The following is a 14,171-nucleotide window of genomic DNA, read 5'->3' as shown; positions in this document are numbered from 1 at the left end:
GAAGGGTTCGTCATGGGGCGCAAGGGCTGGCCACGAATCGACACCGGTGGTTGATGACGGGCATCATCCATCAGGCAACAATCGATAAAAAGCGTAAAAAGTGCCTCATGATCATCGAATTATTTGATTGATATAAGCCTCGAAAACGTTTCATCCAGCCTTCAATATCGCCCATAAGCCGATGAGTCATAAGCATTTCACTAGAACTGAACGGCAAATACAGACACCATAGCCCTCAACAGCCTCACACCCTGGAGTCCGTCCGCGTGCCGCAACACACCCCCGATCTTCCGCCTGAACTTCGTCCCCTGGCCGAGATGCCATGGCTCAAGCGCCTGGCCGCGCGCTTTTTCGGTCATGGCCTGACACGCCTGCGTGCGCAACACCGCGCATCCTGGTTGCACGGCCAGGCCGACGGTTTTCGCAGCGGGCACAGTGCCGGGGTGGATTACGGATACAAGGAAGGCAAGCTTGAGGGGCTGGAAGAGGGCCGGCAAGTCCTGCTGATTCGCGACTCGCGCTGCACCGAGCATCGGCCACCTAACATCGACGACCATCTGTTCGACGATTGGCGCCTGCCATTGACCGCCGAATTGAAGAAACGCATGAAGGCCGACGTCGCCCGGTTGCTGCCGGCACATGCCCAGCCCAGCGCCGCGCAGTGGAAGATGATCTTCAGCGATACGCCATCGACGTCGGTGATTGCCGGCGCGGGCGCGGGCAAGTCGACGACGCTGGTCCTGCGTATTCTATTGCTCAGCCATTACCTGGGGTTTGAGCTGAGTTCCATGACCGTGGTGACCTTTACCCGCGAGTCACGCAAGGACTTCATCAATAAACTGATCGAGCTGTTTGCGCTCTGGGGACATGCGCTGGGTATGCGCGAGGCGCGTGACCTGGTGCGTACCTTCCATTCGCGCATTCTGCCGATGGTTCGCAGCCTGCCGGGCTTCGAACGGCTGCAAGCTTTCGAGAACCTCAGTCACCGGGCGCAAGGTGCGGATGACGAGGTGGACAGCAACCCCTTCGATCTGCGAATCAATGATGCACAGCGTCAGCAACTCAACGCCTGTTATCACGCCTTGCACGGCCGCGATGAGCGTTTTCGCGAGCTGATCAAGCCATTGTCCCGTCACGCCTTGCAACTCAAGGAGCTGGAGCGCGACCACCCCGATGTACAGAAGCGTGTGGCCGTCACCGAGCTGGCGGCCAAGCGCGATGAAGAACTCTGCGACCTGGTGGAGGACTTGTGGTTTCGCGCTGGCGCCTGGCCGATCAAGGGTATAGAGCCCAAGCGCCAGGCGTTCGATATCAACGGCAGCGCCTTTCATTGCCACGGTTACATTGCGTCGCTGGACGCCTGGGTGGTTCTGGGTTTCGACCCTGCTGAAAATCCGCAGCTGACCCGGCCTAATGCCAAGCTGACGCTGCGTGCGGAAACCGCGGTGAAGCGCACCCTGTTTCAAGCTTTCTGTCGTAAGCCATTGATATGGCTAGATAATTACGAATCATCAAGGCGCGTCCTGGCGTCCCTTGGCGGTGATGCCAGCGCCGGGCCGGGCTTCGATTACAAGGTCAAGGGTGAGCTGGCGTCTGCGCCATTGCTGGACTGTTTTGTCGCTGCCGCCGGGTTCATCGAAAATCTCGGCCTCGATGTGCCGACTGCCGTGGGTGAGATGAGCTTTGCAAAGGATGACCCGGACCGGTTTTTCTTCGAGGCCTTGAGCCTGTACTGGCGTGCCCTGGAAGATCATCTGCTCGACCAGAAACCGCCGGTCATGACCTACAACCGCATGTTCGCGCTGTTCAGTGAACATTCCCCGGAAAACCTCAAGCTGCTCAGCGACGAGCTGTTGCGGCCGCTGTCTCACTTGATGATCGACGAATTCCAGGACGTTTCGCCGCAAATCGTCTCGTGGATCCGCGCCAGCCTGGCCGAGATCCGCAGTCGCGGCCCGGCGATGCACGTAGGGCGCGGCGCCCAGCACTCGTCATTGCTGTGCGTGGGCGATGACTGGCAGTCGATTTACGGCTGGCGTGGCAGTTCGCCGAGCTATTTCATGGAGTTCAACAAGACGTTCTCGTCGCCGAGTACCACCAAGGTCATGCTCAGCGATAATTATCGCAGTCACCAGTACATCATCGACGCCGCCGAACACATCGTGCGAGCCGCGCCGGCGATTGCCGGCAAGAAAGCCAAGGCCAGCGGCGAGCCCAAGGCCTTGCTGCCGGTCAATGTGCTGGATCGGGACGATCAGGCCATGGCCCAGCGCTTGATGGAGCACTACCGTAAAGGTGACTCAATCTTGATGCTTTATCGAAAAAGTAGCGATAAGTCGTTGATTGAACAGCATATTCAGTCTGTAGTTAATGTTGATTCTAGCTTGCCGCATGAGGCCCGACGTCTCAAGCAGCTGACCTATCACAGCGCCAAGGGCCTTCAGGCGGACGCGGTGTTCCTGCTCGGCGATTGCCAGCACCTGACCCGTTCGCCGTACAAGAACCAGGTTTACCGCATGGCGGGCCTGGGCAAGGCTGGCGACAGTGAGCCTTATGACAATGCCCAGAAGGACGAGATCCTGCGCCTGGCTTATGTGGGTATTACCCGGGCGGTGAGTCATTGCTATTGGTATGTCGATGCGCAGGAGACCCAGGCGGCGAATATGCCCAAGGCGTCGGACCGGATTGGCAAGGGCAAGGCGTTTTTTGTCGATCATCGTCAAGCTAAGACACCGGCGTAATCCTCGTAATTGGATGGACTCGTCCAAACCGAGGCGGCCTTACGGCCGACCTGTTGTTTGTTGTCCGCGTACATATCCATTCCTGCGGTAACGGCGACTTAGGGTTTCGCCCTTACGGCGAGTCACTTGGAAGAGCCCCAAGTAACCAAGGGCTCTTGCCCCTGGCGTTCGGTGCCTCGCTAATGCTCGGCATGCCCTCGCTCCGGTCCTGCTCCGTGGGCCCGCCGCGATGGGCCATCCTTGGCCCAGCGCGGCTAAACCGGCATCCTTGCCGGTTTACCCACTGCGCAGAACCTCCACTCGGCCTCTCGAGGGGGCAAGAAAATCAAAAGCCAAAGCAAGATCAAAATCAAAAGCGAGGCGGCCTGATCGGGAGCCGTACGTATTCCTTTTGTAGGAGCCAGGCTTGCCGGCGAAGAACGATAACGCGGTACAACAGATACACCGGCGGCGTCTGGTTCGCCGGCAAGCCTGGCTCCTACAGGGGATTGGGGTATCTGCAAAAGACAGGTCGGCTGTCAGGCCGCCTCGCTTTTGTTTTTGATCTGGGTGCCCCGTTAACCACGCTGGCCGAACGCAGGCATTGCGCAGTGGGGAAACCGGCAGGACGCCGGTTTAGCCGCGCTGGGCCATGGATGGCCCATCGCGGCGACCCACGGAGCAATGCCGGAGTGAGGGCATGCCGAGCCTAAGCGAGGCACCGAGTGGTGGGGCAAAGCCTTTTGCTTACTTTTTGGCGCTTGAAAAAGTGAGTCGCCGTAAGGGCGAAACCATAAGTGGCCGTTACCGCAGCAATGGATATGTACTCAGCAATCGAGCCTGGAAAAAACAAAAGCCCACATTATCGTGGGCTTTTGGACGGTACACCTGCCGTCAGGCATAACTCCTGAGGGCCACCGGAGGCACGAACGCTTCAAGCTCATCCTCCACGGCTTCGATTATTCGCTCGACGTCGGCGGCATTCATGACTGTCGAGCAGGGGATACCGGCGATGGCGATCATGGTCTCGCCACTGGCCCGATCAAACAAACGGGCAATCATGCTGCCCGGGGCGTCCATGCTTGCCTCGAAACCCATGGGATGAAAATGCCAGCGCATCAGCTGGCAGGCATTTGGAAAAGTAACCTTGCTGAACCCTTTATTCATGTGTTGCCCGCCTTCTTCATCGAGCGCTTCCGTTAGCTCATGGTAGGAGGGAAGAGCCTTCATTGGCTCAACCAGTGACAGTCTTTAAAAGTAGCAGCTGGATGTGAAAAAAATGTGGATTTTTCAGGCCGTTTGGCAATTGCTGAGGTTTTTTTGATACAGGTCACATGCGCCAACGTTTGCGCAATGACCAGCTCCCGTCAGCCATTGAATGCACGGGCAAACTTGGGCAAGCTCGGCGCTTTTCGACGAGACCTTACATGCACGCCGAAGATGATGGCCCGCTGCAAACCCAGGCCACGGGCGAGACGGTCATGCGTTACCACCTGCACTGGAAACGCGGCGATCTGGACGGGGTCATGGCGCTGTATCACCCCGACGTCCAATACAGCGATTTTTTCCAGAACCGGGTGATGGGGCTGGCGCAGTTACGTGACTACGTGCAAAGCAGCATGCCCCGCGACCCGGATGAAGCGCTGGAACATTCGGACCGCATCCGCCTGGACGGCAACACCGCGTTCATCCAGTACCGCATCACCCTGCGCGGCGGTGAGGGGCTGGTGTCGTTTCGCGCCAGCGAAGCGATCACCGTGAAGGACGGGCTGATCTGGCGTGTCAACGAATATGCTTCACTGGTTCACGAACAGCCAACCTACGAAAAAACCGGCATCCAGCGCCCGGCGGTCAGTCGGCTGGGCTTGTCGCCGCGTCAGTTGAGCTTCATGGCCAACGACCTGCAGCAGTACTTTCAACGCCAGCAACCTTATCTCGATCCGCAGCTCGACCTGCAACGGGTGGCGCAGGAGTGCGGGTACAGTCGCAATCAGATTTCCTATCTGCTCAACCAGGTGTTGGGCCAGAGCTTCTATCGCTACGTCAACCAGGCCCGCCTGCAGCACCTGCTCAACACACTGGACAGTGCCATGCCAGCAGGGCGCATCGACGAGCTGGCGTTTGCCGCCGGGTTCAATTCACTGTCGGCGTTCTACAGCTGTTTCCGCCAGCACACCGGCCTGTCGCCCAAGGCCTACGTCAAACAAATTTCCTTGCGTGCACGCGCGCAAGACAACGCCTGAGCCCGCGCAGTAGGATCCAGGCCATCGAAGTCTGAGTGGCGGAGTCTTGCATGCCGGCGTGGCGCACTATCAGTTTGTGGATGGACCAACTCGACGAGCCTTTGCTGGCGCGGGCGGCGCTGGAGCAGGATCTGGACGTCGACGTCGCCATCATCGGCGCGGGGTACACCGGGCTTTGGACCGCGTACTACCTCAAGCGCCAGGCTCCCGCCCTGAACATCGTCATCATCGAGGCGCAAACCGCCGGTTTTGGCGCCTCGGGGCGTAACGGCGGGTGGTTGATGGGCAATCTGCTGGGCGAAGACCGGCTGCTCGCCGCCTTGTCACCCGAGCAACGTCGTGCCTCTTACGATTTACTGCATGACATCCCTGATGAAGTAAAGAATGTCATCGAACGTGAAGGCATCGATTGTGATTTTCGCAAAGGTGGCGCGCTTTACTGTGCCGCTCGCTACCCCGAGCAGGAGACCATCCTGCGCCAGTACCTGGACAAGCTGTACAGCCAGGGCCTCAACGAAAGCGACTACCGCTGGCTGAGCCCGGAGCAGTTGGCGCAGCAGCTGCGCATGGCCAAGCCTTATGGCGCTATCCATGCGCCGCACGTCGCGACCCTGCATCCGGCGAAACTGGTTCGGGGGCTGGCGTGCGCGGTCGAGCGCATGGGCGTGCGGATCTACGAGAACAGCCCGGTGAATCATTGGCAATCCGGCAGCCTGCGCACGGCCCAGGCCTCGGTGCGCAGCCGCTGGGTGGTGCCGGCGGTCGAAGGCTATGCAGCCAGCTTGCCGCCGTTGGGGCGTTATCAGTTACCGGTGCAAAGCCTGATCGTGGCCACCGAACCCTTGTCGGCCACCACCTGGGAAGAGATTGGCCTGAGTGATGGCCAGGCGTTCGGCGAAAGCAGTCGCCAGGTGACCTACGGCCAGCGCACGGCAGACAATCGCCTGATCTTCGGCGCCCGTGGCGGCTATCAGTTTGCCGGCAAGCTGCGCCATGACTTTGACCTGACGCGCAGCGAAATCGATTTGCGGCGTTATCTGTTCGGCGAATTGTTTCCACAGCTTCGCGATGTGCAGATCACCCATGGCTGGGGCGGCAACCTGGGCATGTCGCGCCGCTTCAAGCCGCACATGCTCTGCGACCCAGCCTGCGGCATCGCCTTGTCCGGCGGTTATGGCGGGGAGGGTGTCGGCGCCAGCAATCTGGGCGGCAGGACCCTTGCCGACCTGATTCTGCAACGCGACACCGAGTTGGTCCGCCAACCGTGGGTGATTGCCCGGGGCGGCCTGGACGCGCTCAAGGCCTGGGAGCCCGAACCCTGGCGCTGGCTTGGCTACAACGCGATCATCCGCAGCTTCGTCCACGAAGACCAGACCCTGGCCAACCTGGCCAGCGCACCCTGGCGGCGAAAGCTCGCCAGTGGGGTCGCGGGGTTCATGGAAGGTTTCATGCAGTGAACAGTGTTGCCTTCGATGGGCGTGTTCAACTGACCGGTTCGACCGTGCACCGCATCGGACCTGCGCCGGGCATTTGCAGCAGCGCATCGTTGCCCTCTTGCCAGAAGCTTTGGCTGCCCCTGTAGTCGTTGCCCTTGTAAAGGGTTCCTGAAGGGCTCGACACCTGTTCCAGCGTGGTCGAGGTATTGGCCCATTTCAGGTACACCACCGCCGGTTCGACCGTGAAATACGTGGCGGCCACCAGTGCGCCAAGCCCTGCGCAACGAAAAGCCTGCGGGCCTTCGGTGCGCCTGCTTGGATCCTTGGTCCGGGCAATCGCCGAGCCTTGGCGCAGTTGGTGCGCGCGCTCGGCATAGTGGCGCACCGTACACGCCTTGGGATCGGCCTCGACCGCGCACTGATCGCGGGCGAGCAGCCAGAAGCGCTGGTCGATCTCGACCTTGTCCGGCCGCGGTACCGAATGCTCGTCGGTGAGCGCCAGGCGATACAACCGCGTCAGCTCGATATCCATCTGCGCCAGTCGAGCGTCGCGACAGATAAGCTTTTCAACGGGCTCCCTGGCCGTGGCGCAGTCGAAGCTGGTATTGAACGATCGCGCGGGTGTCGCGGCGCTTGCACCGAGACTGATCGAGGCCCAGGCGCCGACCGCGAGGAGGGAGGTCAAACGTGGCGTGACCATTTTCATTTCGACACCATCATTCGGTCGCACTGGGTCTATCGCAGTGTAAGGCAGTGCTCGAAACCTGCCACATCAGGGGCACGGAGCAAAAACGCTTCGCGGGCTCAGTCTTCCTGGCGAATCGTGGTCACTTCATCGGCCCTGACTCTGACCTTGGCCCCGGAAATATCCTCGAACTCGAAGAAACCGTCCTTGGTCCTGGTTTTTGGCATGTCCTTGGTCAGATACTGGGTGCCGTTCTGCAGGGTGACCACCGTGGGCGTCGAGCAGCCGGCCAGGGCGATGAAGGCCGCTACTGCCAGGGGAAACCCCAGATTCCTGATGTTCATAATCACCTCTCATTGTCCGAAAAAAACAGTGTGGCTGTTACAAGCGAATCCAGCGCTCTGGCGATTGGTGCCACGCAACGGTAAAAAGTTCGATGGCGGGGGCAAAAAAGCCCTTACAGCGCCGCCGCTTATCCTTTTCCATTTGCATGGGGCCGTGGGTTACTGGTATCTGTATGCATAACCAGTATTCGCTAGCCGTGGCCTTTTTTCCCGTGACCGCCAATCCGCTCGACGATCCGTTCTATTACCTCAACAACTTCATGCAAGTGCTTGATTGGCTTGAGCACCGCTATGCCGACGTGTTGAGCGACGAAGAACGTCGCTTCATTCGCGACTTCAATGACTTGCCCCGCGAGCCGCAGGCGCTGCTGGTCAGGCTGGTCATGCGCAAGGGCATTCATTTCCGCGCCAGCAAACTGCATTACGCCGAGATCGGTGACATCGATAGCGCAGCCCGGCCGTTGCTGGCGCTGGGCTGGCTCGACGAGCGTGAGCCAATACCGGTCGAGGTATTATTCGAAGTGTTGCTCAAGGCGGAAATACTTCAATGCCTGGGTCACGCCATTGCTCAACCCAAAGGTAAAAAGATCGATTGGCTGCCGACACTGTGCGAGCAGTTTAATCAAGCGCAGTCCTTCAACGACTGGTGTCCGGCGTTGAGCGACCACTTGTTCAGCCTGACCATCATGAGCCTGTGCGATCGCCTGCGCTTGATGTTTTTCGGCAATCTTTATCAGGACTGGTCCGAATTCATCCTGGCGGACCTGGGGATCTTCACCTACGAAAAAGTCGAGTTTTGCGCCGATTCCCGAGGCTTGCGCAGTCGCGAGGACGTCGACGCCTGCCTGTTCTTCTACCAGTGCCAGCAGCTGTTCGAGGCCGGCGAGGGGGTGGCGGGCATTGTCGAGCAGATCAACGGCCTTGTGCTGAGCAATCCCTGGCTGCAAAGGCGTCGTGACAAACAGCTGTTTCAGATGGGCCAGGCGTGTGAGCGCGCCGGTGATTTCGCCAGCGCATTGACCCTCTACCGGGACTGCGCGTACCCCGGCGCGCGCTTGCGCATGATCCGTGTGCTGGAGCGCTGCGCCGAGTACAAGCTGGCCCTGGACCTGGCGTGCCAGGCTGAACAGTCGCCGCAAAACGCCGCTGAGCAGCAACACCTGCTGCGTGTCCTGCCCAGGCTACGTCGCAAGCTGGGAGGGCCGCCGGTCAAGCGTCCGGCACCACGGCAGATGTTGCGCCTGGACCTGCAACTGAGCCGGACCGACCCCTTATTGGCGGTGGAGGACTATGTGCAGGCCCACCTGGGCGAAGACTCGGCACCGGTTCACTACGTCGAAAACAGCCTGATCAACTCGCTGTTCGGCCTGCTGTGCTGGCCGGCGATCTTCGCACCGCTGCCGGGGGCGTTTTTCCATCCATTCCAGCGCGGTCCGGTGGACCTGCTCAGCGAAGACTTCCATAGTCGCCGGGCCGAGTTGTTCCAGGCCTGCCTCGACGAACTCGACGACGGCCGATACCGGGAAACCATCCGCCTGCGCTATGCCCAGAAGTGGGGCGTGCAGTCGCCGTTCGTGTTCTGGGGCGCCCTCAGCGAGGCGTTGCTGGAGCAGGCGCTGGACTGCCTGCCCGCCGAGCACCTCAAGCACTGGTTCAACCGCTTGTTGCTGGACATCAAGGCCAATCGTGCGGGCATGCCGGACCTGATCCAGTTCTGGCCGCAGGAAAAAACCTACCGCATGATCGAAGTCAAGGGGCCGGGCGATCGTCTGCAGGACAACCAGCTGCGCTGGCTGGAATTCTGCCATGAGCACCGGATGCCGATTGCCGTGTGCTATGTGCAATGGGCGGAGCAGGACGCTTGAGCTACAGCATCGCGGTACGGGCGTTGTGTGAGTTCACCGCCAAGGTCGGCGACCTCGACTTGCGCTTCACCCCGTCGCCGACCGCGCTGGAAGGCATCGCCGGGCACCGCACGGTGGCGTCACGGCGCAGTGAGGGCTACCAGAGCGAAGTCGCCCTTGAAGGTGCGTATCTGGGGCTGACGGTCAAGGGCAGGGCGGATGGCTACGATCCCGGGCAAAACTGCCTCGAAGAGGTCAAGACCTACCGTGGCGACTTGAGCAAGCAACCGGCCAACCACCGGCAACTGCATTGGGCACAGGCCAAGGTCTATGGCTGGCTGATGTGCCAAAAGCTCGATCTGGCGAAGATCAACGTGGCGCTGGTGTATTTCGATATCGTCAGCGAAAAGGAAACCTGTCTGGTCGAGGAGTTCGCTGCCGCCGAACTCAAGCAGTTCTTCGAACACCATTGCGGCCTGTTCCTGCACTGGGCCGAACAGGAAACGGCCCATCGCCAGGGACGAAACCTTGCGGCACAACAACTGGCGTTTCCCCATGCCGACTTTCGCCCGGGCCAGCGTCACCTCGCCGAATCGGTGTTCAAGGCCGTCAGCACCGGGCGTTGCCTGATGGCCCAGGCGCCCACGGGGATTGGCAAGACCATCGGCACCCTGTTTCCACTGCTCAAGGCCCTGGCGCCGCAGCAACTGGACAAGCTGTTTTTCCTCACGGCGAAAACCCCGGGACGCCAGCTGGCCCTGGACGCCGCGCAGGTTATCCTGGCCAGCGCCGGTGCACCGCCCTTGCGGGTGCTGGAGATGATTGCCCGGGACAAGGCCTGTGAACACCCGGACAAGGCCTGTCACGGTGAGTCCTGCCCGTTGGCCCAGGGCTTTTATGATCGATTGCCGGCGACGCGCCAGGCCGCCAGCGAGCTGAGCCTGCTGAACCAGAGCGCATTGCGCCAGGTCGCCCTCGAGCATGAGGTCTGCCCGTATTACCTGAGCCAGGAAATGGCGCGCTGGGCCGACGTGGTGGTTGCCGATTACAACTATTACTTCGATTTCAGTGCGCTGTTGTTCGGCCTGGCCCAGGCCAACAGCTGGAAAGTCGCGGTGTTGGTCGACGAAGCCCACAACCTGGTGGAACGTGGCCGGCAGATGTACAGCGCGAGTCTCGATCAATCGACCCTCGACGGCGTACGTAAAACCGCCCCCGAGGCGTTGAAAAAACCTCTGCAGCGGGTCAACCGCGAATGGAATGCCTTGCATAACCAGCAACTGGGTGCCTATCAGGCCTACGACAAGCCACCGGAAAAACTGCTCCAGGCCCTGTCATCGTGTAGCGCCAGCATCGGCGACTACCTGAACGACCATCCCCAGGGACTCGACAGCGCATTACAGGGCTTCTACTTCGACGTGCTGCAGTTCTGTCGCGTGGCCGAACTCTTCGACCAGCAGTACCTGTTCGACATCAGCAAGCGCGACCTCGAACGCAAGCGCAACCTCTCGCAACTGTGCCTGCGCAACGTGGTGCCCGCCGGCTTCATTGGGCCACGCCTGAGTGCCGCGCGCAGTACCGTGCTGTTCTCGGCGACCCTCAGCCCTCGCCATTACTACGCCGATTTGCTGGGAACCCCAGCGAACACCGTGTGCATCGACGTCGAGTCGCCTTTCCATGCCGATCAGTTGCACGTACAGATCGTCAACCAGATCTCCACGCGTTTCGTTCATCGCCAGGCATCCCTGGCGCCGATCGTCGAGCTGATCGCCCGGCAGTTCCTGCAGCGCCCGGGTAATTACCTGGCGTTCTTCAGCAGCTTCGATTACCTGCAGCAAGTGGCGCAGTTGCTCGCCGAGCGCTATCCCGACATCGATCTGTGGTCACAGTCACGGGGCATGGCGGAGGCGCAACGCCAGGCGTTCCTCGAGCGGTTCACCGCCGATGGCCAGGGCGTGGGCTTCGCGGTGCTGGGCGGGGCGTTCGGCGAAGGCATCGATTTGCCGGGTGCACGCCTGATCGGCGCGTTCATCGCCACCCTGGGGCTGGCGCAGCTCAACCCGGTCAACGAGCAGTTCAAGCAGCGCATGGCGGCCATGTTTGGCGCAGGCTACGACTACACTTACTTGTTTCCCGGAGTGCAAAAAGTGGTGCAGGCCGCAGGCCGGGTGATTCGCACACAGCAGGATCAAGGCGTGGTGATGTTGATCGATGATCGGTTTGGCGAGAGCAAGGTCAAGCAATTGTTGCCACGCTGGTGGTCAATCGCGTCGACGGCTGTTCAAATGGAAGGTTTATCGCATACTGCAGAAATACAGCACCCGAAATGAGGGATCAATGAGAGAAGATCGAACCCGGGCCGGGAGCATTGAAGACAGGCGCCTGCGTCTGCTGATCGATGCGGTGGTTGACTATGCGATCTACATGATTGATCCCGATGGCATCGTTACCAGCTGGAACGCAGGGGCCCGGCGTTTCAAGGGTTACGAGGAGACCGAGATTCTCGGCCAGCATTTCTCGCGGTTCTACACCGAGGAAGATCGTCGTGCCGGTTTGCCCCAGCGGGCCCTGGACACGGCCATGCGCGAGGGGCGTTTCGAGGGCGAAGGCTGGCGCGTGCGCAAGGACGGCACGCATTTCTGGTGTCATGTGGTGATCGATCCGATCTACGATCCGGCGGGCACGCTCCTGGGATTTGCCAAGATCACCCGTGACCTGACCGATCGCAAGATGGCCGAAGAAACCCTTAAGCAAAGCGAACAGCAGTTCCGGTTGCTGGTGCAAAGCGTCACCGACTACGCCATCTACATGCTTGCCCCGGATGGCCGTGTTACTAACTGGAACCTGGGGGCCCAGCGCATCAAGGGTTACTTGCCCGAAGAAGTCATTGGCCGGCATTTTTCGATGTTCTACACCCCTGAAGACCAGGCTGCCGGCTTTCCAGATCGGGCACTGGAGACTGCGAAGCGTGAGGGGCGTTTCGAGAACAAGGGCTGGCGGGTGCGCAAGGATGGCACCAGGTTCCTGGCCCATGTCGTGGTCGACCCGATCTGGGGGGACACCGGAACCTTGCTCGGCTTTGCCAAGATCACCCGCGATATCACCGAAGCGACCCAGGCGCAGCAGGCGCTTGAACAAACCCGCGAGGCGCTGTTCCAGGCGCAGAAGATGCAAGCCATCGGCCAGCTCAGCGGCGGGATCGCCCACGACTTCAATAATTTGCTGACCGTCATTTTGGGCAATCTGGAAATCGTGCGCAAACGCCTGGCCGACGACCCGAAAATCATCCGTTTGCTCGACAATGCCACCCAGGGCGCATTACGCGGCGTGTCCCTGACCCAGCGCATGCTGGCCTTTGCCAGGAAGCAGGAGCTCAAGTCCGAACCGGTGGAACTCCCCGTGCTGGTGCAAGGGATCAGCGGATTGCTGCGCAGCTCACTCGGGCCTTCGGTGGAATTGGAAACCCGTTTCCCAGTGCAGATCGAGCCAGTCATGGCCGACGTCAACCAGTTGGAGCTGGCGGTGCTGAACCTGGCCACCAACGCCCGCGATGCCATGCCCAATGGCGGGAAAATCGTCATCAGTGCTTGCGCCGAAACCGTCGCTGATCAATCCCCATCGACTACGCTGAAGGGACGTTATGTATGCCTGAGTATCACCGACACCGGCGAAGGAATGGATGAAGCGACACTGGCCTCGGCCATGGATCCGTTCTTCACCACCAAAGGGCTTGGCAAGGGTACCGGGCTGGGGTTGTCGATGGTCCATGGCTTCATCGAGCAATTGGGTGGGCGGTTCATTCTCAAGAGCCAGAAAAACCAGGGCACTACCGCTGAGCTTTGGTTGCCCGTGGCCTCGGAAGGCTCGATAGTAGCCCCCCTTGTCGAGGAGCCGGCAGCGCCGCAAGTGCGTCGGCTGTGCATCCTGGTGGTGGACGACGACAGCCTGGTGTTGACCAGCACCTGCCTGTTGCTCGAAGACCTCGGTCACCGCGTGATCACCGCGACGTCCGGCGCCCAGGGCCTGGACCAGTTCGAAAACAACCCGGCGATCGATCTTGTCATCACCGACATGGCCATGCCGCACATGAGCGGCGCGCAACTGGCGGAGGCCATCCGCACGCGCAACCCCGGCATGCCGATTATCCTGGCCACCGGTTATGCCGAGCGCCTGGAAGGCTTTGCGGCCAGGTTGCCGCGGTTGTCCAAGCCGTTTACCCAGCTGAACCTGGTGGAGATCATCGCTTCGGCCATGTAGACACCGTCCTCTGTGCCACCGCGTTTTTTTGTAGGAGCCCGGCTTGCCGGCGAAGGCGTCCTTGAACATGGCATTGCTCTTACGAACGCCTTCGCCGGCAAGCCGGGCTCCTACAGGTTTGGGTCGCCGCCGTTACAAAACATCTAACCATCAAGCAGCCATATGCGAACCGTCATGTTCCTTTTTCAGACGGGCCTTGAGGGTCTCCATTTTTTCCCCCAGCTCATCCAGCGCCGCTTTACCCAGCAGCTTTTTAGCCTGGGGAAACATCTCGGTCTCTTCCTCTTCAATGTGGTGTTCAAGCAATTCCTTGACCACCTTGACCCGACCGGCGAACTCGGGCGTGGACGGGTCGGTGACTTTCAAGTCCGGCAGCACCAGGGAATCCACGGTCCGGTGTTCTTCCTTGGCTTCGTAATACATCACGTCCTGCTCCTTGCCCCCGGCTTCCTTATAGGCCGGGTACAGGACGTCTTCTTCCAGACGGGTATGGATCGAGATTTCCATTTCCAGCTTTGCCAGCAGCTCGGCACGCTTTTTCAGGCCGCGTTCGGTTGATTCGCTCAGTTGGCTGAGGATGCCTTTTACGCGTTCATGATCGGCTTTCAACAGGTCTATGGCATTCATGGTGAGTCACTCCAG

The 14,171-nt window shown here is 60.3% G+C and carries 10 protein-coding genes; 6 read left to right on the top strand and 4 right to left on the bottom strand.

All coding sequences use genetic code 11. The annotated features are described in order from the left end of the window. The first annotated feature begins 266 nt into the window (after positions 1-266). Complete coding sequence (locus OH720_RS17350) at positions 267-2,741, top strand: UvrD-helicase domain-containing protein (RefSeq protein ID WP_272602181.1); 2,475 nt, start codon at positions 267-269, stop codon at positions 2,739-2,741. Positions 2,742-3,614: 873 nt separating this feature from the next. Here the strand turns inward: OH720_RS17350 and OH720_RS17345 are convergent. After that, positions 3,615-3,887 (bottom strand): DUF1652 domain-containing protein, encoded by a 273-nt coding sequence (locus OH720_RS17345; protein WP_180204671.1) that lies wholly within the window; start codon positions 3,885-3,887, stop codon positions 3,615-3,617. A gap of 260 nt (positions 3,888-4,147) precedes the next feature. On the opposite strand from OH720_RS17345, the gene OH720_RS17340 reads away from it, so the two are divergent. Next, the gene (locus OH720_RS17340; protein WP_272602180.1) at positions 4,148-4,963 is read left to right on the top strand and encodes a helix-turn-helix domain-containing protein; all 816 of its coding nucleotides are present in this window, start codon (positions 4,148-4,150) and stop codon (positions 4,961-4,963) included. A 50-nt stretch (positions 4,964-5,013) separates the two neighbouring features. Further along, the gene (locus OH720_RS17335) at positions 5,014-6,420 is read left to right on the top strand and encodes an NAD(P)/FAD-dependent oxidoreductase (RefSeq protein WP_272602179.1); all 1,407 of its coding nucleotides are present in this window, start codon (positions 5,014-5,016) and stop codon (positions 6,418-6,420) included. A 25-nt stretch (positions 6,421-6,445) separates the two neighbouring features. Here OH720_RS17335 and OH720_RS17330 read toward each other — a convergent pair whose 3' ends face one another. Together OH720_RS17330 and OH720_RS17325 are read right to left on the bottom strand one after the other, a co-directional pair. Continuing rightward, entirely contained in the window at positions 6,446-7,105 is a 660-nt protein-coding gene (locus OH720_RS17330; protein WP_272602178.1) for an MliC family protein, read from the bottom strand. 98 nt (positions 7,106-7,203) lie between these two features. Beyond that, on the bottom strand, positions 7,204-7,428 hold the full coding sequence (locus OH720_RS17325) for a YgdI/YgdR family lipoprotein (protein WP_272602177.1): 225 nt from the start codon (positions 7,426-7,428) through the stop codon (positions 7,204-7,206). A gap of 173 nt (positions 7,429-7,601) precedes the next feature. On the opposite strand from OH720_RS17325, the gene OH720_RS17320 reads away from it, so the two are divergent. The 3 genes from OH720_RS17320 to OH720_RS17310 are packed head-to-tail and all read left to right on the top strand — an operon-like array spanning position 7,602 to position 13,529. Beyond that, positions 7,602-9,293, top strand: a complete 1,692-nt coding sequence (locus OH720_RS17320; RefSeq protein ID WP_272602176.1) for a VRR-NUC domain-containing protein — start codon at positions 7,602-7,604, stop codon at positions 9,291-9,293. After that, a complete protein-coding gene (locus OH720_RS17315) occupies positions 9,290-11,602 on the top strand; it encodes an ATP-dependent DNA helicase (RefSeq protein ID WP_272602175.1) in 2,313 nt (770 codons plus the stop codon). Before OH720_RS17320 ends, OH720_RS17315 begins: the two co-directional genes overlap by 4 nt. Before the next feature lie 7 nt (positions 11,603-11,609). Continuing rightward, the gene (locus OH720_RS17310) at positions 11,610-13,529 is read left to right on the top strand and encodes a hybrid sensor histidine kinase/response regulator (RefSeq protein ID WP_272602174.1); all 1,920 of its coding nucleotides are present in this window, start codon (positions 11,610-11,612) and stop codon (positions 13,527-13,529) included. A 150-nt stretch (positions 13,530-13,679) separates the two neighbouring features. On the opposite strand, the gene OH720_RS17305 is transcribed toward OH720_RS17310, so the two are convergent. Then, the gene (locus OH720_RS17305) at positions 13,680-14,156 is read right to left on the bottom strand and encodes a hemerythrin domain-containing protein (RefSeq protein ID WP_272602173.1); all 477 of its coding nucleotides are present in this window, start codon (positions 14,154-14,156) and stop codon (positions 13,680-13,682) included. Positions 14,157-14,171: the final 15 nt, after the last annotated feature.

The organism is Pseudomonas sp. WJP1, from assembly GCF_028471945.1.
GTDB lineage: Bacteria > Pseudomonadota > Gammaproteobacteria > Pseudomonadales > Pseudomonadaceae > Aquipseudomonas.
The sequence above is the reverse complement of the archived record's forward strand: the minus strand, read 5'-3'. Positions and strand labels throughout refer to the sequence as shown.